At 45.1% G+C, this 21014-nt stretch carries 17 protein-coding genes and 1 riboswitch; of the genes, 4 read left to right on the forward strand and 13 right to left on the reverse strand.

The genetic code is table 11. The features are described 5' to 3' along the window. Window positions 1–229: 229 nt before the first annotated feature. From DMN77_RS20260 to DMN77_RS20270, 3 genes are all read right to left on the reverse strand, one after another. Window positions 230–3457, reverse strand: coding sequence for a cellobiose phosphorylase (locus DMN77_RS20260; RefSeq protein ID WP_179016149.1), 3228 nt, complete (start codon window positions 3455–3457; stop codon window positions 230–232). Between the two features lie 23 nt (window positions 3458–3480). Then, window positions 3481–4815, reverse strand: a complete 1335-nt coding sequence (locus DMN77_RS20265) for a glycoside hydrolase family 30 protein (RefSeq protein WP_179016150.1) — start codon at window positions 4813–4815, stop codon at window positions 3481–3483. A gap of 78 nt (window positions 4816–4893) precedes the next feature. Then, window positions 4894–5898, reverse strand: coding sequence for a LacI family DNA-binding transcriptional regulator (locus DMN77_RS20270; protein WP_179016165.1), 1005 nt, complete (start codon window positions 5896–5898; stop codon window positions 4894–4896). Window positions 5899–6094: 196 nt separating this feature from the next. Here DMN77_RS20270 and DMN77_RS20275 point away from each other — a divergent pair, with 196 nt between their 5' ends. Continuing rightward, a complete protein-coding gene (locus DMN77_RS20275; protein WP_068782373.1) occupies window positions 6095–6415 on the forward strand; it encodes a hypothetical protein in 321 nt (106 codons plus the stop codon). A gap of 11 nt (window positions 6416–6426) precedes the next feature. On the opposite strand, the gene DMN77_RS24165 is transcribed toward DMN77_RS20275, so the two are convergent. Further along, the gene (locus DMN77_RS24165) at window positions 6427–6831 is read right to left on the reverse strand and encodes a diguanylate cyclase (protein WP_068782374.1); all 405 of its coding nucleotides are present in this window, start codon (window positions 6829–6831) and stop codon (window positions 6427–6429) included. A 338-nt stretch (window positions 6832–7169) separates the two neighbouring features. Here DMN77_RS24165 and DMN77_RS20285 point away from each other — a divergent pair, with 338 nt between their 5' ends. The 3 genes from DMN77_RS20285 to DMN77_RS20295 all read left to right on the forward strand — a co-directional run bounded on the left by DMN77_RS20285 (window position 7170) and on the right by DMN77_RS20295 (window position 8829). Further along, the gene (locus DMN77_RS20285; RefSeq protein ID WP_068782375.1) at window positions 7170–7508 is read left to right on the forward strand and encodes a L,D-transpeptidase; all 339 of its coding nucleotides are present in this window, start codon (window positions 7170–7172) and stop codon (window positions 7506–7508) included. Between the two features lie 88 nt (window positions 7509–7596). After that, complete coding sequence (locus DMN77_RS20290) at window positions 7597–8343, forward strand: threonine/serine exporter family protein (RefSeq protein ID WP_068782376.1); 747 nt, start codon at window positions 7597–7599, stop codon at window positions 8341–8343. Between the two features lie 30 nt (window positions 8344–8373). Further along, complete coding sequence (locus DMN77_RS20295; protein WP_068782377.1) at window positions 8374–8829, forward strand: threonine/serine exporter family protein; 456 nt, start codon at window positions 8374–8376, stop codon at window positions 8827–8829. A gap of 139 nt (window positions 8830–8968) precedes the next feature. Here DMN77_RS20295 and DMN77_RS20300 read toward each other — a convergent pair whose 3' ends face one another. The 9 genes from DMN77_RS20300 to DMN77_RS20340 form a co-directional block, all read right to left on the reverse strand. Continuing rightward, complete coding sequence (locus DMN77_RS20300; protein ID WP_068782378.1) at window positions 8969–10078, reverse strand: FtsW/RodA/SpoVE family cell cycle protein; 1110 nt, start codon at window positions 10076–10078, stop codon at window positions 8969–8971. A gap of 14 nt (window positions 10079–10092) precedes the next feature. After that, window positions 10093–11223, reverse strand: coding sequence for a putative lipid II flippase FtsW (gene ftsW, locus DMN77_RS20305; protein WP_068782379.1), 1131 nt, complete (start codon window positions 11221–11223; stop codon window positions 10093–10095). 44 nt (window positions 11224–11267) lie between these two features. Beyond that, window positions 11268–11789: a hypothetical protein gene (locus DMN77_RS20310; RefSeq protein ID WP_068782380.1), complete on the reverse strand. Its 522-nt coding sequence runs from the start codon at window positions 11787–11789 to the stop codon at window positions 11268–11270. An 806-nt stretch (window positions 11790–12595) separates the two neighbouring features. Beyond that, window positions 12596–13696 carry a Ger(x)C family spore germination protein gene (locus DMN77_RS20315; protein ID WP_179016151.1) on the reverse strand — a complete coding sequence of 367 codons (1101 nt, stop codon included), beginning with the start codon at window positions 13694–13696 and terminating at the stop codon, window positions 12596–12598. Then, on the reverse strand, window positions 13689–14795 hold the full coding sequence (locus DMN77_RS20320) for a hypothetical protein (protein ID WP_179016152.1): 1107 nt from the start codon (window positions 14793–14795) through the stop codon (window positions 13689–13691). Before DMN77_RS20320 ends, DMN77_RS20315 begins: the two co-directional genes overlap by 8 nt. A 3-nt stretch (window positions 14796–14798) precedes the next feature. Then, a complete protein-coding gene (locus tag DMN77_RS20325; RefSeq protein ID WP_179016153.1) occupies window positions 14799–16127 on the reverse strand; it encodes a spore germination protein in 1329 nt (442 codons plus the stop codon). Window positions 16128–16384: 257 nt separating this feature from the next. After that, window positions 16385–17485 carry an FAD:protein FMN transferase gene (locus DMN77_RS20330; RefSeq protein WP_179016154.1) on the reverse strand — a complete coding sequence of 367 codons (1101 nt, stop codon included), beginning with the start codon at window positions 17483–17485 and terminating at the stop codon, window positions 16385–16387. Between the two features lie 137 nt (window positions 17486–17622). Further along, complete coding sequence (gene mgtE / locus DMN77_RS20335; protein WP_372776305.1) at window positions 17623–18951, reverse strand: magnesium transporter; 1329 nt, start codon at window positions 18949–18951, stop codon at window positions 17623–17625. 296 nt (window positions 18952–19247) lie between these two features. After that, window positions 19248–19421, reverse strand: a riboswitch (M-box (ykoK) riboswitch). Window positions 19422–19663: 242 nt separating this feature from the next. Next, window positions 19664–20863: an AI-2E family transporter gene (locus DMN77_RS20340; RefSeq protein WP_179016156.1), complete on the reverse strand. Its 1200-nt coding sequence runs from the start codon at window positions 20861–20863 to the stop codon at window positions 19664–19666. Window positions 20864–21014 lie beyond the last annotated feature (151 nt).

Here is a 21014-nt window from a genome sequence, read left to right on the forward strand (position 1 = left end):
ATCCATGAATTCTTTTGGGTATTATACACACAGGTTACCTATATATTGGAAATGACAAATTCCTCCCTGAGTCCCCTCATCTTATCCTTTTCGATATAAGACAGCAACCACCGCTTAAATTTAGCTCACCTTGTTTCCTTGATATGTCTAAGTACCGAGAAAAAAAGCCTCTGACAACGTCAACGCTGCCAGAAGCTATCGGAATATAATCAATTCTATTCTCTCAATATCATTTCCTACCAAGTTCAATACGAATCGCTGCGAATTGACCGTCCCGGACTTGCTCTGCCAGCTTGCCGCTGATGACGGGACCGTCTACTTGGACAGTATCACCGTTCTGCTGTTTCAAGACGATAGACTGAACCGTAACCCCGTCTGGGCCATACGTATTGCCTCTGCCCGGATTATGATAAGTTACTTCCGTCGTTCCCAGGAATTTAAACGCAACTTCAGCCTGTTCATTGAACAGCCAGCCCGGTAGTGATGGTGCGAAGGCGAGCTGCAGCTCTTTCCCTTGCATTCGGAACACATGTGGACCCGCCATCATCATCATCCATATACTGATAAACTCAGCCGTAGATCCACTAAGTCTGGCCACAAATCCCCGACCATGCACCTTAGGGTCCGGATTGACACTGGTCGCGATAAAGGATGAGTTTTCCAGCGTACTGCGGCCATAAACCGCCGGATTAAGGAACGGAATTAATGAGGTTCTCATCTCATGGAAGAACTGCTCCTGCAGCCCGCTCTTCAGCAGTGCAAGCAGATATTTATAGCTCATATGAAGAAAGACGGATTCCCGCTCCAGCCAGCCTGCGGTGAAAGCACGGATTCGTCCGATTTCATGGCTTTCCCCATCGAGACTCACCGAGGTCTTATACATCTGGATCTTATCATCGAACAGATCGCTGCGGCGGATATGCTCATAAGCCTTTCTCGCTTCTTCCGGGTCATTTAGCGTCTTCATCCAGCGTGCTGGCCCCTCAAGGAAATGGGGGAGCGGTCTTGGATCAAGCCGCTTAACCCGGGCTTTCGGCAAGCCGTAGCCGCTAATGACAGGCTGACCCAGCTCATCAACGACTGCTTCATATTCAACCGCCTCATATACAAAATAGGTTGGTGTTAATCCCTCCCCAAACTGGATTGCCAGCTTAATGCCCTGATCAAGCTTCTGTTCCATTTGGCAATAGATCGGCAGCAATTCCCCTGCCTTCAGCATGACTTCCTCTCCGCTGATGCCGAACCGAATCTCTTCACGATAATGCTCCCGGGCCGAGGCCACTTGATCCCAATAATCGAATTCCGTTAACTCACCTGACAGATTCCGCGCTAAATATTCGGCTACTTTCTGGAGAAGTGTGAACATTTCCTTAGGCACTGCAAGGATTTGGTCTGGCGATTCCGCAGCCGACTCCAACACAAATTTTACAATCCGGGTTAATTCGAAGGTCTCACTCATACCCGAGCCCAATAAACCTGGCAAGCCATTCATCGCATCGTTCCAGCCGGGCTTATTGCCTTCCATCTCGATCCCCATTCCATAAGGATCCAGGGTGGCGAACTTCACCAGGGAGAGCGACAACAGCTTAACGAACAGATTCGTACGATATACCTCTCCGCTGCCGCAGCCGGTTCTCAGCCAGTTGGTATGCTTCAGCGACAATCCAAGCTTTTGCATTTTCTCATCATCATGAACCGTCGCCCCATACTGGCGAACCTGACCGCCATTCAGCACATATTTCTCACTACGCGGCAGAACGCGAACCGGGCTGTCGAAGAAGGTGTATTCCTTCTCCTCAAACAGCATCTCCGCCTTGTGATCCGGGAAAATATCCAGATAGCTGTCGATCAGATCCATATTATAGGTCCAGTGATCCGACCAATAACCTTCGCCAAAGGAGGCCTCTATATTCTGAACCGCCAGCTTCAAAATTCCACTAAGCAGTTCTTCCTCACTGGTCTTCAGCTTTACACTACGGCTGGCAGCATAAGTGATAATCTGGCCGGGAGTGAACTTGCCAAGGCAAATCGTCTCCAGCTCCTGCCGATGAGAATGAAGCGCCTCCTCCAGCCATTCCCGCAGCTGTGCTGCCTTGTCAGCTGGTACTTGGAAGCTGGTACCCTCCACACTTAATGGATTATAACCGTCAGCCTGAATCAGACTGAAGAAAGTCCTGATATTAAACGTGCCAACCTGTGGGTTGAAGTAGATATCACTGCGCCGGTTCTGATTCGCATCGCGGAAGTTCCCGTTGCCTTGGGAATAAAATTCCGGTGCAATCGAGAAGAAGTTGTAGTCCCGCTCAAGATCCCCATGTTTGCGGGAATATAAATGGATAACGTAGCCCTCTTTGCCATTATCAAAAATGAACGGATACCCTCCGCGCAGGAAATTATCAAGGTAGCTCTGCCTGCTATAGGCGTCGAACAGGGGCTCAGCCGTTTTTGTAGCAATATCCTCGGTTAATTCCTCGGTCAGCTTGCTCGCTTCCGCATACTTTAATTCCACATAAGCCGGGGAAGCGATCGAGGATACCTTCCGGTTTAAGCGATCCAGACTATCTATATTTCCGATCAAGCTATAAATAACCGTACTCTGTCCAGGTTGCAGCGTCACTTCCGTTCCGCTGAAGCCACATGGCACTTTATTCGTACAGTATTGGGTCTCCCGCTTAAGATCAGCAACCGAATGCTCTGCAAAGCGATCTGGATAACCAAGCGAGGTATTGTCGCCGAAGATAATCTCAAAATCAGCGATCGGCCGGATCAACTGACCTTCTTCGTTGAAAGATAAATAGAAGTGGCCGTTCTTCACCTCACTGACCTCCGCTTCGTCCCCTGTACTGGAACGGACGCGGTAATATGGAACGCCTTGATCCAGGTTCTCGACCTCCATCCAGCTGCGCAGCAGATTGCCGATCTCCTTATAGCCTGAGTTCTCTACACCGTACGGCAGTATTTCCGGCATCCCGTCCAGAGCTTCCAGATGAATTGGCCGCCCGGAAATATTCGTCAGCTCAACCTTGCGCACAAGCGCTGCGAAGTCATCATTAGGAATATGAAAATAAGTGACCTGGGTCTGCAAGCCTTTGGATGAGTGAACCTCTGTTATGCTAATATTGTTGGAACGGATTTCCATTCTGCGCACAGCATCCTTGTCCGGAGCGGCGCTCTGGAACGGCTCATAGATAGAGTCCTGTCCGTCCATCTTGATGAATGTACGGAACCCTTTCATCGATACCGACTGGTAGGAGATGCTGGCCGGGGAAAATTCCATAATCGGACTGTTCTTGTCGCGAATCCCGAAACTGCATACGGCCTGGCCGCGGTTCACATAGAACGTCCACATCGGAATCCCTTTTAGCCCGGCAATCCCTGGCAGGAAGCTGGAGAATGGCTTCGCTTGATCAAACTGCTCGATAACAAATGCATTGTCCTTGAACATAAAATTAGGCATAAATAATTGCACCCCTATCGTATTTACTTGATGATATATGTCGCGATCGAATGTGCCGGGAGCACTTCGGAGACCCCTTCTGATCCCAGAATAAGCGAGAACGCTTGCTGCTCGTCTGTTCCATTCATGACCACAGCGGCTATACCTCCGTCCGGATTGTGGAATGCCGTCGCACCGAGGGCTGCATTCCCGCAGCTCACACCGATTCGCACCGCACCAGGTAGGATATATTTGCTGAAATGGCCGATATAGTAGTAGGAAATATTGTAATGAAGCGTATCTGTCTTCGTATCAGCAATAATGGGTGCATCGCACAAGTTGTTGACATGGTTCGGACCGCCGGTCTCATCGAGAACCAGATTCCAGTCCAGATAGCCCTCTGTCCATTGGTTCAGGTCTCCGATCATATTACGACCATAATGCTCACCATTTGACCAGCTGCCGAACTTAGCTCCCCCTTCCTTGCAACCCTCCGTGAATAGCAGATGCTTATCCGGGAACAGATCATGGACCTTGCCGACATTCTCGAATTCCTCACTGACATACCAGTGGAACCCGGTTCCCCATACATACTTGGCAGCCTCCGGGTCGGAGAGCACCGCCGATGCCCGTTCCACCATCAGATCGCGGTTATGGTCCCAGATCAGGATATTCACATCCGCCAATCCTTCGCGATGCATTGTAGGGCCAAGGTAATCGCGCACGAAATCGCGTTCCTCCTCGCCGCTGTATATACAGGAGTCCCAAGTCTGCACTGCAGCCGGTTCATTTTGAACAGTAATCCCCCAGATTGGAACGCCTTCCCCGCGATAGGCCTTGATGAACTTGGTATAATACAGCGCCCATACATTCCGGAATTCAGGCTTCAATTGGCCGCCGTTATTCATCTCTCCATTCGTCTTCATCCATGCCGGCGGACTCCAAGGCGATGCAAGCATCGTAATATCCTGCCCTGCTGTCTTCACAGCATCATGGATTAGCGGAAGAACCCATTTCCGGTCTCTGGAAATATCGAAGCTGTTCAGCTCTGTATCGTTGTCCTCCACATACGTGTAGTTCTCAAGTGCGAAGTCACAGCTATGGATATGCACCCTGCCGATCGTATAGCCCAGACCCTGTTTCGGATCAAAATAACTGCGGATGACTTCATCCCTCTTCTCCGGGTTTATACGCGACAGTGTATAAGCAGCCGCCTCGGTAAACGCCCCTCCGAATCCAAGGATCGTCTGGAACTGCTGCTCTGGATCAAGCTTGATTGCCGATGGCGCTAATTCACTGCTAACGCTTGCAATCTGTCCCTGAAATGCAAGCCTCTCTCCTGAATCACGTGCGGTTAATACCTTAGACCAACTAGCCATGTTCATCTCTCCTTTTCATTGTTATCACTAAATCGAAACCGGTTTCGATTTTCGTTAAAAAAAAGGGAAACCGGAACCTCATAGCGGACGGCATGATTCCCGGATTACCAATTCAACTGGAATAACAGCCTGTTGTATTTCTGTTCCGCCTTCTATGCAATAGATTAACATGTCGGCGGCGCGCTTGCCAAGTACATATGTATCCTGCCGGACTGTAGTTAAGGCCGGTGTTAAATATTTTGCCATTTCTATATCGTCAAAGCCAACTACTGAAATATCTTCCGGCACCGAAAGACCATGTGCTTTAATGGCATCCATTGCGCCAATTGCAAAATTGTCCCCAGCCACGAAGACAGCTGTTGGCAAGGTATCCAACTTCAGCAGCTCCTCCATCGCAATTCGCCCGGATTCCACCGTATAATCATAACTTCCCTGTACAATGCGCTGCGGTAGAACCGGCAGGCCCAATTTCTGCATCCCCTGCATATAGCCCTGCAGACGCTTTTCGCCGGCAAAGGTCTGACCGCCGTTAATATAGGCGATATCCCGATGACCCAGCGAGTATAAGTATTCAATTGCCTCAATACTTCCCGCCACATTATCCGAGTAAACGGTGCTCTTGCTGTCCGACTCCTGATCCAGCAGCACACAAGGGATATCGGATTCCAATAGTTCGATGAAATAGGGATCCGTATAATCCGGCAGCACAATGACAACGCCGTCAACGCCACGAATTTTACAATGCTCCAAATAACCGCTCTTCTTGCCGCCGATATCCTTGGAGACAAACATCAGGTCATATCCTTTGGAAGTAGCTACCTTCTTGAACCCCTCGATTACCCCACCGAAGTAAGGATGGAGGAGTCCAACCCCAGAAGTTTCAATGAACAAGATGCCGATCGTCCATGACCGCTTCGTCGTTAATGATCGGGCATGAGCATTTGGCAAATAGCCCAGCTCCTCAGCCGTATCCATAATGATTCGTCTCGTCTTCTGGCTAACATCGGAATAACCGTTAAATACCTTGGAGACTGTCGTCGGTGAGAACCCTGTTTTTTTGGCAATATCATAAATGGTAACTATCCTTCTCGCCTCCTGTATCGTCCGCACGATTCATGGAAATTGTAGTCGTCCTCCACTTTGAAGTCAATAGCCAGTGCACAATATATGCATCTTGGTCAAGGAGCAAATTTCTTGGTTGAACCCGGGAAATCCGGGGCAAACTTCCCATATGACCAACCCATCACACTTATAGATTATATACAGGAGGAACTTCATCATGGACGACTACCCGAAGACGACTGGTGATCTTGTCTACGAGCAATATAAGCTGCTTGCAGAATACCGCTTCGAGAACGATATCCCGCGTGACGATGCACTCCCTTTCGATACCCGAATTACCCAGGGTATAAGTGAACCCGGGCCTGAGGACAGCAGCGGCGAGGATCGCGAAGAATCCTTCCCCGATGTTCCCGATGCCGACGCGATCCAGTCGGATACCCCTGTAGATCCAGCCGCCCCCGACATCGATACGACGATGCACGGTATAGATCTCTTGAACGGCTACAATGGAGATGAAGCAGAAGAAGAGCGTGAGTAACAAAAACCGGGCTAGAGGAATGCAACGCACATTCCTCTAGCCCGGTTTTCTTTTTTTATTCCCTGGCCATTCCTACCTGAGTCCTCCCGTTGTCGGACTGTGCTCCTTAACGCCTCGGCGAATTGCGACAACATCGCATTCCCCGCCGAATGTCCGTAGGTATCATTCACTTTTTTGAAATAATCAATATCCATGATCATCAAAGAGAAGAGGCTAATAGAAAGAGGTTCAGCGGAATCGTTAAGATATTTCAGTATGATATACACGAATAATCCAACAATGCTATAGCAAAACACAAATATAATCCATGTGATCCAATTCTGATTTTCAAACATAAGATTAACGGAGGACGTAAGCAAGGTTAATCCAAGCGTCCAGCCCCATCTGCTTAATGAAGGCTCTTTGCGGCGGATCATTGAATGGCGAACTCCCGGAAATCGATAAATACCGCTTCCTCCATCGGGAAATATAGTACATCAGCATAATGCCCAGCACACTACGGATAAGCCCGCTTAACCGTTAAAAGGGTAAAGTTGTTAATTATATTCTCAATCATAGCTGGGTAGATCACTCCATAGAAACAAAAATCCAGGCAGTGTAGCACAGCCAGGATTTCAGGGTAATAGTAAGCATACCCTATAAAGAGATGAAAATAATCGCAAGGCTGGTGTGGGATTTTCTATTTCACAACAATTTTTTGGAACATCCCCCATTTCCTAAGCATCCATATTTTTAAATCAAGGGAGGACATTTCATGCCTGATTATCGCATCATTGTGGATATATCGGATCGACAGCTCTACTTGCTGGACGGGGATACAGTAGTCAAGGGTTACCCGATCGGCGTGGGCAAGATGCTCACGCCAACTCCCATTGGCGACTATGTGATTATTAACAAACAGCCTAATCCCGGAGGTCCCTTCGGCGCTTTCTGGATGGGGTTGTCCAAGCCGCATTATGGCATTCATGGGACGAATGATCCCTCCTCGATCGGTCATATTGTCTCCCATGGCTGTATCCGTATGTTCAATAGTGATGTATTGGAGCTCTCTTCCCTAGTACCGATTGGAACCCGAGTGACGATACGAGGCTAACTGGGGGGCAAAAGTATTCGCTTTGGGGAACACTCATGATATAATGACTGCAGTTATTTAGAAAGGACGGGGAGCCGGTTTGGACAGCATGGCTGCAGCTACACATGATCCTATCGATATATGTCTTCTGGCAGGAAGAATCATGCTGCAAAGCGGAGCAGAGACGTATCGGGTGGAGGATACGATGATTCGAATCGCCGATGCATTAAATCTGACCCCTTCGCAAAGCTATGTTACCCCTACCGGCATCATCTTTCAGTGCGGAGAGGAGCAGCAAGCGAAGCTGATCCGGATACAGGACAGGACAACGGACCTGCAAAAGGTATCCAGGGTGAACGATATCTCCAGGAAATTATGCAGTCATGCACTATCCGTTGATGATGCCTATAAGCTATTGACTGAGGTCGATACCGTAAACCAGGCTTATCCCGTATGGGTACAAATTGCAGCCGCAGCTCTATCAAGCGGTTGCTTTACTTATATGTTCAAAGCGGGTTTATCCGATTTTATCCCCGGAGTGCTATGCGGCGGACTGGGATTTTCGGCGTTCATTTTGCTGCATCGCTGGGTCAAGGTAAGGTTTTTTGCCGAATTTGTCGCCTCCCTGTTGATCGGACTGCTCGCGTTCCTGCTCGTCTCTATTGGAGTCGGTTCCCAGCTGGACAAGATTATTATTGGCTCCGTGATGCCGCTTGTACCTGGTCTGCTGATTACAAATGCAGTCAGGGATTTGATGGCCGGCCATTTGGTCTCGGGTTTGTCCCGAGGTGCGGAAGCTTTTCTGACCGCCTTTGCGATTGGTTCAGGTGTCGCCGTGTTATTCACGATATTCTAATTTGCCGGAAAGGGAAGGCTTGATTGATATATGACGCTTATTCTTCAGCTTATTACCAGCTTCCTTGCCAGCGCCGCATTCGTCGTTATCTTCAATGCGCCGCGGCGCACCTTACTGCAGTGCGGTCTGTCCGGGATGTTAGGCTGGGCAGCTTACTATTTGCTAACCCCCCGCATCGATACGATATTTGCCACCGTCACAGCCACTTTCATCGTCGGGGTGATCAGCCAGTTCTTCGCCCGAATCTACAAGAAGCCTGTTATTATTTTTAGCGTTGCCGGAATCATTCCTCTCGTTCCCGGGGGTCTGGCCTACGACGCGATGCGCAGATTCGTGGAAAATAATTATGATGCAGCTATTCAGCTTGCAGCCCAGGCATTTCTGATCTCCGGCTCCATTGCTATCGGACTTGTCATATCCGAAGTGCTGAATCAGCTAATTCGCAAACTCCCCATCCGGGTACCCAATAAGCTCCGCAACAAATAGACCCCAGTTCCCTTCTTCTAGGCACAAAAAAACCGTTTCTTAGGCCATTATGAGATAAAACTCATTTTGACCTCGAAGACGGTCTCTTCGGTGATAGATAGACGGTACATACATTCAGGTTGTGATTGCGCCAAGTTGCTTAATCATTCTGAGCATTAACACTCAGAACAAATCCGATCGCTATCATATTGGTAAGTAAGGAGCTGCCCCCGTAACTGATAAACGGCAAAGAAATACCTGTCAACGGCAAAATCCCGATATGCATACCGATATTAACAGAAACTTGAAATACCAACATGCCAATAAAACCGATCACAATATATGCTCCGGATCGCTCTTTGCTGTCCATTGCTACATTAATCATACGATATACAAGTGCAAAATAAAGCAGCAGCAGCACGGAGGAACCTATGAAACCAAATTTCTCGCCGATCACTACATATATGGAATCGGAATATACGTAGGGAATAAACCCTTTGCGTATATAATAGCCATCACTTCCGCTTAATCCGCCCGTACCGATTGCCGTCATGGAATTTTTCACATGCCAGGATTTGTCGGGATCGCTGGACGGATCAAGAAACGTTTGGATTCTCGACATCTGATGGGGTTCCACGATCTTCAACAACAATTCATAATTGGCATAGTAGAGCCAAAGTACGGTACAAATGATTATAATAACGATCCCGATAAACAAAATCATATAGATGGAACGAATGTTGCCAACCCATACCATGCTCATTACAATCCCTAAAAATACCAGCGCGGTGCCTAAATCCGGCTGCTTCATGACCAGAACAAAGGGAATCAAAAAAACGCAACCGATCGGCAATAAATCCTGTAAAAAACGAAGCGGCCGCCCTTCCCTCTTACCTAATAGATGGGCAATCAGCAAAACCGTAAATATTTTGGCCATCTCGGAAGGCTGGATCTGGAATTGTCCGATACTGATCCAGCGGACCGCTCCATTTATATTATGTCCGGCAAATTTGACCAGAATAAGCATCAGGATGCCAATTCCATACAAAATATAAGACACCTTGCCGAGCAAAAAACGATAATCTATTATGGACAGGCCCAGCATAGGAATACAAAAAGCTGCAAAAAAATAAATATTGTATAAATAAATGCCGTCTAAATGCGTACCCTGTGTGGCTTCATATATCGCAACCGTCCCGATGGCAACAAGGCAGCAAACGATAAACAACGTGGACATATCCAGTTTCGAAATTTGACGGAATTTAATCATAAGGCCAACAACCCCTATTTTTTTGAATTTCTACCGAGCTCTTGATGTTTGGGATAGCTGGCACGCGAAATATTTAGTAAAATGCCAGTACTGGCTAAACATAAAACAAGGGAAGACCCCCCATAACTGATGAAGGGAAGCGGCACACCCGTAATGGGCAGCGCTCCAACAACGGCTCCGACATTTAACAGGAATTGCAAAAATATCATCATCACAATTCCTATTCCGAGCATTAAAGCGAAAGAATTGTTGCTCCTAAAAGCAGCGCGAAATCCCCGCCAAATAAAAAGAAAAAATACAATAATAAGGGATGATGTTCCAACAAAGCCCAATTCTTCCCCGATAACGGCAAGAATAAAATCCGTGTGCGCCTCAGGCAGGTAAAAAATCTTTTGAATGCTGTGACCAATTCCAGTCCCGGTAAATCCCCCATGTCCCAAAGCAATAAGCGACTGAATCAGTTGATAACCAGATCCTTGCGGATCTTCAAACGGACTCAGAAAAGAATTGATCCGCTTGAGACGGTAACTTTTGCTGAAAGCCAGGTAAGAAAAGAGCGAGATCAAAGACAAGCCAAGCAGAAACAAATGGCGAAGAGCCGCATCACCAACGAGCAGGATTGTCACAGCCATACCGATTAGAATCAAAACCGTGCCAAAATCCGGCTGCTTCAGGACAAGCAGCGAAATAAGTCCGATCACCGTTACAACGGGAATCAACCCTCTACGAAAATCACGGATTTGTTCCCCTTTTCTGCTGATGGCCGTTGCCAAATAGACGATGACGGTCAGCTTGGCCAACTCGGAGGGCTGCAACGTAAATCCACCCACGGCAACCCAGCGTCTTGCACCATTGACATCCCTGCTCTGAACTAATACAAAAGCAAGCATTAACAGCGTAACCAGCAGCAGGAAAGGCGAAGCCTTCTTCCAACAATCCAGAGGAACCAACATAAAAACAAACATCAAAAACAATCCAAAAAAAGCAAATACCCCTTGCTTCATGGCATAATATGATGAAAAATCATGCCTCATGATCGCGGTGGTATAACTTGCACTAAATACCATAATCAAACCAAAGCCTACAAGAAAAAAAGTCAAAAAAAGAAGCAGAAAATCCGGACGGCCTTTTCTTTTATCTTTCAATGCACAGAACACCTCTCGGTTATTTCTGCCATTTGTGCGAATGTTTATTCCAGATCCAATTTGCCCTGATACACCTTCTTGGATAGCAGCTTCAGCTTGTCATCCCGCCAGCCGTATACATCCAGACCATTCCCCGCTTTTCCCAGAGACCAGCCAAGGACAAGCTCGGGTCGGCCGTCATAATTGATATCCAAGATCCCGACATAAGCCAGTCCGTAACCGAAACCATCAACCTCCGTGACCTTGCGCCACTCCTCTTGATGCTTCTTGAACAGCGCCGCTTTTAGCTTTTTCCCGGTCTTGTTCTTCTCTTCATAAACGATGATCGCTTCGTCAATGCCATCTCCATCAAGATCACCAAACGAAACGACGTTTCCCTTATTTTCTTCCATTGATGAAACTATCTGTGCTTTGTAAGGCAGCATCTTGATGAAATCAGGACAGATATCTTTGTTTTGAAGGCTTTCCTCCGGTAATGGGGATTCAATCAACTCGGTTGAAGTAGTCGGAATTTCACATCCTCCAAACAGCAATAAAATGATTGTCGATACAATTTTGGTTCCCAAGAACTTTCTAGGCACTCCCGCTCACCTTCCCCCTTGCAAGCTCATTAATAATCATATCTTTTCGGAAACATATTGTGGTTATGAAATGGTTAAATTCCATGATCCTTATAATGCCAGGAACATGCGGATTTCCCTTGTAAAATTTCTGATTCATTCTCCAGTAATAGCCTAGAGTACGTTTTCAAAGCTCCAAAAATCTAGTAAACTTTGCATGTAAATAGACGAGACAAATTGCGAGATAATCAATGAGACTAAATCAAAGAAATGCTGCCTGTTGATTTTCTCAGATCTTTAACCGCGTTATTTATGAAAACAATGATCACCAAATGCAGGCATAAAACAAAATTGTATAACAAATGAAATACCGTTTTTTCAACATTTAGTGATTTATCAATAGAAACAGGCCTGATAAAAGGACATTTGGTGATAAATGTTCCCATTATTAAAACACGAAATGGAGGAGTCATTTATATCCTCCATTTCATTTAGTGGGTATCAGAATGCATTGGTTGAACAACGTATGCTAAATTAATGGGATCTTGACATGATCTTGTTCTTCCATCGTCTTGCGTACTTTATTTGAAACTAGATTTTGTTGGGCTGGTCAATTTTCTATGTACATTGGTTTTCTTCTCTATTACATCGAGGCAAACGATCAAGAAATTTTGCATTTCCTCCGGCTAATCATACCGGCTCGATTCATATTTCGATGCATTTTCGTTTACGGCCTGCTCTTCTCGTAGCTTTTAAACTCTAAGGTATATCGGTTTCCGTTTCAATTTAACGAATCGTCGAATCAATGGATTTCAGTCTTTCAATAAACCATCTGAACGAAGCTTCACGTGAACTGTGACCTCAAACATAAGATTTGATTTTAATTCCTCCCATTTTTCCCAATCGCTTTTAGGATTCCAATTTTTTGCAAGATAATGAAGTCCAAATCCGATTGGATCAAGATCTTTCCTTTGTAACTTTTGAAGAAGATTTATTATTTTCTCTTTAATTTCTTGAGATTCCTGTGTTTCATAAGTGGTTAGATCCATGGGTAAGTTTTTATCTACAACTTCCTCCAACTTCCCAGTTAATTGCAGATGGAATTTAATCTTAGGCGGTCTTGTATTTCCCTCCAACTTATACTTTACATTCGGTTTGCGGAACTCAGTTACTATATGTTCTTTCCCTTCCTTCGTTTGAAAATCAAAGTGAAACAATTTTCTCTGATTATTGGTTAATAGCTTGAAGAACATCACCTCTTCCTTCTGCAGTTCAAGCCTCATTCCTGACTTATCAAAAATGGCTAGTCTGTTCACTACAATATTGTCTTCCTTACCCTCTATGATAGGTAGATACGCATCAACGCCTTTTTCTCCAAACTTAAAATAAAATTCGGATAAAGGTACTGGCATCATATATATGGACTGTTGTTCCATGTTCGTAAACTCTTCATAAAGGTAAACGTCTATCGGTCTTTGCACTTCTTCTTTTATTTGCAATACAGCTTGGGCACTAGGTCGAGCCACAGCCATCCAAGCAATCATTTGGACTGAAGGGTTGCGTAGAATATAGTCGAGAAGATTCTTTACATTTTTCAGGGCAATTTCCTCTCCCATCAAAATGACCTTCATTTGAGAAAAATCCAGCAATCTTTCGCTTTTGGCCTGCATCCCTTCCACGGCATGCGCAATTGAGTTCGCTTCCTCACTCAGGATAAAAAAATTGTTTCCCGGTTCATTTGGATTGCTTTGTACCGATGCAATTTTAAGCGTTACACGATACCTCGCATGCTCACCTTGATCAATCCCAATCCCAACGACCAGATTACGTTTGTCAATATCAACACCGCATCCGGTCATTCCAGTGATAATAATAGTAATAGTAATCAGAATAAGGAGAATTTTCTTATACATACCTTTTCCGCATCCTTCGTGAACAGTATATAAGAAAGACAACTAGGCAGCAGCTCCCGACCATACGGCCAAATAGGAAAACTCTGCTCACCTTGACCCATAAGGAAAGATCTCCGACATACATAAAGCCGAAAGGAACAGCGGCAAAACCAGCCAATATCAACCATTCCTTTCTAGAATTTTTTATGAATAACGATTTAGCAAAATATAATGAAATGAACCAACTGCCCATAATCGAGGAGATCGTAAATATCGTCGTCAAAAGCAAAAAAATGTATGAAAATCTTCCGAATATGTACCACTCCATGCGTACCGAATCAGCTACTAAATACCAAATATGATTTAAGGATCCTGATCCATTCATTCCGAAGTAACCGATGGGTACAAAATAAGTGTTAAGGAGTAGAATAAATCCCAAGAAAGCTGTCACCCAAAATATACGGGAAAGTTTAAAATCGCCGTTGGCCGTCCTCCACTTTATTTCCTTGTTCAAAGCCATTAAGGGGATGAATCCTGTAAAAAGCGAAAAGGCTGCTGCAATTCCACCCCAAGTCGGAATAGTTTTTACAAAATCAGCTCCATATTCTATCGCATCCCATGACACTTGTTTATTAAATATGGTTGTGATAACAAACAAAGCAAAGAAAGGTAAAATGATTACAAACAATATCTCCAATATAAATAGAATGGTTAGGGATGTTTGTCGAGCTGCAAGAATGACAAATGCAACAAACAGCCCCAAGATCGCATAAGAGGAAACTGAAATGGCCGGGTTCATTGAGAAAAGCTTTGTAAATTGAAATCCCAAAAGCAATCCTAAAAAGTACTCTGTGACGATTAAATATGCGTTCAAACATTTAATTACTACTTTAGGAACCCCCCCCTGAGTGAGAATATCGTTTAGTGTTTGCCCTGGGAAGGCAGAAAAGGCATATAGCGCCAAACTTTGAATCACTACTCCAAAAAACAGTCCTACAATAAGGGCAGCCGGCGCTCCATGATATCGATCTTCAATTAAAATATATGGAACAACACTAGGAAAGCTCATTGCGAGCTGTGTACCGAGAAGTAAATAATACAGATAGCGCCTGGATACCAAAAGCTATCCCTCTTTTCTTTCGTGAATTTTTTCTCGGGTAAACAATCGGAAGTAAGGCTGTCCCATGCTTCGGAGCGAGCAGAGGTAAACAAGCAGACCCATCATTCCAATAAGAAAACCAGGGACGCCAAAAAAGGTGGCTATCACTGCCAGTGGGAACCTGATCACTCGGTTAGAAATGGCCATCAAATTGATGGGTATGACAAAACTGGATACAGACATAATAGCCAGGACAATGATTATAACATCTGACACGAAACCAGCTTTGGACGCCGCCTCCCCCAAAATAAGGCCACCTACGATCGTGGCTGTTTGACCGATTGAACTCGGGATCCGGAGAGATGCTTCAACTAGAAACTCCCCCATGAGCATAATAAACAACAATTCGATGGCAGCCGAATACGGCACCATGGAACGACTCCCTGCGATATGCATAGCAAGCTTAGATTGAAGTATCTGTGGTTCATATTGAACAACCATGATATAAAAGGGGGCTGTAATTACAGTAAGCATATAAGCAATATAACGTAGTGTAAGCATGAACTTGCTCAGAATAGATATTTCGCTGAAATCATCCATTGACGCAAAAAAATCAAAGAGTACTGAAGGGGCAATTAGGGCATAGGGGCTTCCCTCGATCAGAACAACTACCTTTCCATCCTGGATATTTTTCAGAATACGATCCACACGTTCTGTAATCAAGTAAAGCGGGAATAGGCTCCATCGACTTGGGCTCAATTGCTGGTGCAGCTCACGAATATCGATCACAACATTCAAATTAACTGAATCCAAACGCTGTTTCATCTCATCAAGAATAAATGGGTCAACCAAATCCTTGTCATAGAGAACCAATATTTTGGTGGAATCAAGAAGCCCGATAGTACGATTTTCTATCCAAAATGACGATTTCCGATATGCATTCCGAATCAAATTTAGTGAAACATCTAAATCTGTACTCAATCCATGTTGATTACCAAGCAAAACCTTTTCGGTCATGGGTTCGGATAAAGACTTTGCTTTAAATTGGAGCATATTTACGGCAAGAATTGAAGAATTTCCATCCAAGATGATCAAAACATATCCTGAGAGCATCGTTTTAACGGCCTTTTCAGGTTCGTCCACCATTTTATTCCCTGAAAATGAGCATAAATATTCCATAAAACGAGGGGGGTTTTCATAAAATGGCTTAATCAGTTGTTCATCAATTTTATTATTGTCACATACGCTCTTAAAGTAAAAAAGATGGACAGTTCGGTTGCCGTACTCCAGTGTACGCTGACCAAAATCCCCATTTTCTCCCACTAAGCTTTGTACAGAATTAATTAGCTCCATTGCAAAATCACTCCTTTACTTTAGGCTCCCCAATACCATCGTGTCCTATAAGCAAAACTGCTGATAGATATTCGATTGGATTACAAGGATCCAAGACTCCGTTTGAGTTTCGTTCCAAATCTATGCCCCGTGTGAGTGAACCCCACCATTTATAGAACATCACTCTTGTTTCACTTACTCAACTGGAGCAAAGTCTACAATAAAAAAGGCTGCCAAGGAGGCAGCCTGAAAAATTCTAAATTCTCTATTATAGGTGGTCAATCGATGGTCTTCACGGTATAGTTCGGATTGGTGAAGCGAATTTGTTCCTTTAGCCCTGGTGTCATATAAATCTGATTGTCTTCCGTAATAAAAAGCGCTTCAACCCCCAAATGCTGTTTAATAACCTTCATGCCCTCTTCAAGGCCCATAATAAATACGGCGGTGGAAGATGGGGCGTTGTTCGACATCGAATCGCAAATGATCGTAACACTTTTCAGCCCGCTGCGGCTCGGATAGCCTGTCCGTGGGTCCATGATATGATGATATCTTACGCCATTTTCAATGAAAAATCGTTCGTAAACGCCGGATGAGTCAATTGTTTTATTTTTGATCAGCACTCGGCCGAGCACCTCCCCACGAGCTTTGTCGGGATCCTGCAGCCCAATATTCCAGCTTTGCCCGTCCGGTTTGCTGCCAAGCGCTATAATGCTGCTGCCACCAAGGTTGATTATCGCACTGTCAACTTGCTGGGAATTCAAATACGCCGCAATCCGGTTGGCGGTGTATTCTTTACCGATTCCCCCCAGATCAAGCGCCATACCCGGCCGAAGAAGCTTGATGGTGCGTTCCTTGGAATTTATCTCTACATCCTTGTAGCCGATCAGATGCACAGCTTTGTTAAGCTCAGGTTCGGAAGGTATATGCGCCCCCTCGTTGCCAATATTCCATAAGCTGATGAGCGGTCCGACGGTCGGATCGTATAATCCGCCCGTATCTATAGCGTAATCCAAGGCTGTTTGCACCACGTCAAATGTGTCCTGGGATACACGAACTGCTTGCTTGCCCGCTGCCTGGTTCACTCTGTAAATCTCGCTAGTTTCCAGCGTCCGGCTCAATTTTTGATCCATGTCTTCCATCAGATCTTTAATGTATTCAAGCTGACTTGGCTTGGCATGTTCGCCATATAGCTTTACGTTAACGACAGTATCAAAAATAAAATAGGTTTGCGAATAAAAGGCTGTTTCTTTGGATTCGGTTTTTGACTCCTGGCCAAAGCCGGACAGGAAAGAAAGGCTTCCCCGGGCGAACACGGCTGTACCTATGGCTACAATAAAAAGTATAACAAGCGTGCCTGCAATCCATTTTCGTCTCATCATTCATTCCCCCACGGTTGTTCGGTTTGCGTCCCACCCATAATGGACTGGGATAATCCATGGTTATGGATTGTGATGCCCACTCATTAACTTGTTCAGCAAACTTTTTTTCTCATCTACTTTTCACAAAATAAATTGATTTACAGATTCAATATTGTTTTCGCAACCATGAAGTAAATCACAAGCCCCGTACCATCCACAAATGTTGTAATGAATGGACCGGAGACGACTGCCGGGTCAAGTCTTAGCTTTCTAATAATCAGCGGCAGGGCAGAGGCTACAATTGAAGACCAAATGACAATAAATAACATGGTAATGGCTACAACTTGCGCAACCTCAAAGCCAACGCCCAGTATCGAAGCACGGATGAGGCCTGCTATGCCCATTACAAGGCCCAAGCATACCCCGACTGTTGCCTCTCTCTTAATGACGCGAAATAGATTTCTAAACTTGACCTCTCCAACGCCAACCGCGCGAATAATCGTTGCAACAACCTGCGTACCCGTATTTCCACCCGTACCAACGAGCAATGGAACAAAAAAAGCCAGTGAAACGACCGCTTCAAGCGTATCTTCAAAATGTTTCAGCACCGTTCCTGTATAAGCTTCAGCGATAAATAATATGAGCAGCCAAGGGAGACGCTTCTTGAAAATGCTCCATAAGGAGGCCTCGAAGTAAGGCTCGTTTAGAGGTTCGCTGCCCCCTAATTTCTGAATATCCTCGGTGGCTTCTTCATGAATGACATCTATGAGGTCATCAACAGTGATGATTCCGATCATCCGCTGTTCTTCAGTAACGACCGGAAGAGCCATGAGATCATAGTTGGACAACTGATTTGCGACCTCTTGCTGGTCCATTTGGGCGGGGACAGTAATCATGTCCTTCTTCATGATTACTTCGATGCAAGTGTTCTCGGTGGCAAGAATCGTATCTTTGAGCGAGACAATCCCAACCAATATCCCGCTGGAATCAAGGACATAGATGTAATAGACCATCTCCGCGTCCTGCCCGACTTTTCGAATGTGCTGCAGAGTATGTTCGACCGTCCAATTGTTTCTTACCGCTATATAGTCAACGGTGGCAAGACTTCCTGCTGTTTTTTCAGGATACCGCATTAAAGCTTCGATCTTCTTGCGATGCTCCTCCGGCAGGAACTTAAGAAGGGTTTGAGCTTGGTGAGGATGAATGGCTATCAGGAGATCGACAACCTTGTCACTTGACATCTCATTTAGAATCAAAGCCGTTTTTCCCTTGGATACATGATCTAAAATATGATACTGAACATCGGGATCGACATATTCTAAAATTTCTGCTGCTAATTCATCGGAGAGGCTGCCGATCAGATCGGCCTGTTCATACTCCCCAAGTTTAAGGAGCATTTGTGCGATGTCGTACGGTTGATAGCGAACAAGAAACTCATAAAGACGCTCTTGATTTTTTTCAACCAACCACTTTTTTAATTCTTGAATCGTAATTTGTTTGACCATTTTGTATACCTCCTAGCGCTTTGTATGAATATACCTGGTTTGTTTACCTATGCACTAGAAGCCATAAAAAGCCCTTCCAACACAAAGGAGAGCATGTAGTTCCTGTTCACCTCAATGTCTGGTCAGACTTCTGCATGTTTACACGGTAAGCTGTTACGTAGTCGGTAAGAGGGCAGGAAGGTATAATCGCAATGTTATTCTCCCCTTGGTTTGCGAAAATAAAACCCTTCTGGGACCTAATCCTAGAGGGGCTCGTGAAAGAACGCATGTGAAACATGCCTTTAACCCCCTAGTTGAGCTTTAGCACTATGCAACGTAAAGAAAAAACGTGATCTTAGCCACCTTATGAAAAGCCTTAACCCGGCAATTCCTGTTCTACCCATTGGCATCTCTCGATATTTCTGGGCAGTGGCCTATGTTTGCTATAGGAGCCTCACCTAACAAGATAATATGAACATTGAACTTGCTTTGCCGTATTTCAGTATAGTGGAATGTTAATAAAAAAAGGTTATGTAAAAGTTAAAATGGCGGATTGGCCGCCTTGCAGTTTATCTGGGCTCCTACTCGGTTAATCAGGGACAGAAGAACATTTAAAACCAAATCATCGGCTATTGGGTTCCGTTGAGGTCGGTTTCAAATACTATATGAAAATTACAATAGCCCAGTCCCTGCAGACTGAGCTTCTTCATTGCTTCTACTTTTTTATGAGCTGAGGATCTTCCTTTGTATCCGGCTTGTCCTCATTCGATTCGATCAGGTCATTCAGATCATACAAATGGGAGTGGCTCTCGAACCAGTGAAATAAATGAGTTACAATCACCTTCAACACAGCATAGCCCGGAACCCCAAGCAATATCCCAAAAAAGCCAAACAAATTCCCGGCAGTCAAAATTACAAAAATAATTGTAATCGGATGAATTTGCATCGTCTTGCCCAAAACTTGCGGCGAAATAAGCTTCCCATCAATAAACTGGACGATAACCCATACAATGAGCAATTTAAACAGCATTACCGGCGATGTAACTATAGCTATAGTAATGGCCGGTGTTATGGCGATAGCTGGCCCCAGATAAGGAACGACGCTTGTGCAAGCGGCTACCAACGCCAGTATCAGCGAGTAATCAAGCCCGATAATAAGGAATCCGACGTACATCATGCTGCCAATACATACACTGTCAATAATTTGCCCGCGAATAAAATGGCTGATCTGCCCGTTCATTTCGGTAATTACTGTATATATACTCTCCCGAAGACGGATTGGTACAAATTGGAGAATATAGTGCGGAAGCTTCTTTCCCTCCTTCAGCAAATAGAAAAGAATAAATGGCACAGTCGCCACGATGAGTATGACATCCTTAATAATACTAAGAAAACCGCCTATACGATGCCAAGCGTTATTTAGAATCGTAGTAGCCTGCTTGGAGAAGGTGTCTCCGATCGTAGACAGATCGAATCCCGTCGCGGACTGGAATTGGAGGAAGAAGTCGCTTCCGATCAGACTTTCAAATTGCCGTTGTACCTCGTAGCTATACTTCGGGAGGTTATCGATGAGCCGGATGATCTGTTCCTGAAGGAGTGGAATAACAGACACGATAACAACCGTAAGCAAGCCGATAATCAGCAGATATAGAACGGCAATCGTAAAAACACGTTTGACTCCTTTTTTCTCCAGCCAGTTAACGAGTGGATTCAACAGGTAGAAGACGGCACCCGAAAGCAGGATTGGCGGAAGAACCGTTTTTAACAGCACGGCAACCGGTCGGAAGACGAAGGAGATTTTATAAAAGATCAGGATATTCAAACCGATCAAGAACAGGATTAGCAAAAAAAGGACAAATCGGTTATTGATAAACCGCTTACTGAATCGCCCGCTCCCTGATTGTGAGTTATGCATACAACTGCAGGCCCTCCTAAAATACTTGAGAGTGTCAACGCTTTTCCCTCTTTATTGCCACAGGGTCAGCCTGGTTTATGAGACCGCAGTTGCGAACTCATAAACCATAACCAGCATCCCCACCTTATCGATTGCTATATAAACTCTTATC

The organism is Paenibacillus sp. 79R4 (genome assembly GCF_013393165.1).
In the GTDB taxonomy this organism is placed as follows: Bacteria; Bacillota; Bacilli; order Paenibacillales; family Paenibacillaceae; genus Fontibacillus.

Coding starts and splice junctions, on each gene's coding strand:
- DMN77_RS24165 (WP_068782374.1), bottom strand. CDS start 6,831: ATGATCCGCCGCAAAGAGCCTTCATTAAGCAGATGGGGCTGGACGCTT.
- DMN77_RS20315 (WP_179016151.1), bottom strand. CDS start 13,696: ATGTATAAGAAAATTCTCCTTATTCTGATTACTATTACTATTATTATC.
- DMN77_RS20275 (WP_068782373.1), top strand. CDS start 6,095: ATGGACGACTACCCGAAGACGACTGGTGATCTTGTCTACGAGCAATAT.
- DMN77_RS20285 (WP_068782375.1), top strand. CDS start 7,170: ATGCCTGATTATCGCATCATTGTGGATATATCGGATCGACAGCTCTAC.
- DMN77_RS20265 (WP_179016150.1), bottom strand. CDS start 4,815: ATGGCTAGTTGGTCTAAGGTATTAACCGCACGTGATTCAGGAGAGAGG.
- DMN77_RS20340 (WP_179016156.1), bottom strand. CDS start 20,863: ATGCATAACTCACAATCAGGGAGCGGGCGATTCAGTAAGCGGTTTATC.
- DMN77_RS20295 (WP_068782377.1), top strand. CDS start 8,374: ATGACGCTTATTCTTCAGCTTATTACCAGCTTCCTTGCCAGCGCCGCA.
- DMN77_RS20330 (WP_179016154.1), bottom strand. CDS start 17,485: ATGATGAGACGAAAATGGATTGCAGGCACGCTTGTTATACTTTTTATT.
- DMN77_RS20325 (WP_179016153.1), bottom strand. CDS start 16,127: ATGGAGCTAATTAATTCTGTACAAAGCTTAGTGGGAGAAAATGGGGAT.
- DMN77_RS20290 (WP_068782376.1), top strand. CDS start 7,597: ATGGCTGCAGCTACACATGATCCTATCGATATATGTCTTCTGGCAGGA.
- DMN77_RS20300 (WP_068782378.1), bottom strand. CDS start 10,078: ATGATTAAATTCCGTCAAATTTCGAAACTGGATATGTCCACGTTGTTT.
- DMN77_RS20260 (WP_179016149.1), bottom strand. CDS start 3,457: ATGCCTAATTTTATGTTCAAGGACAATGCATTTGTTATCGAGCAGTTT.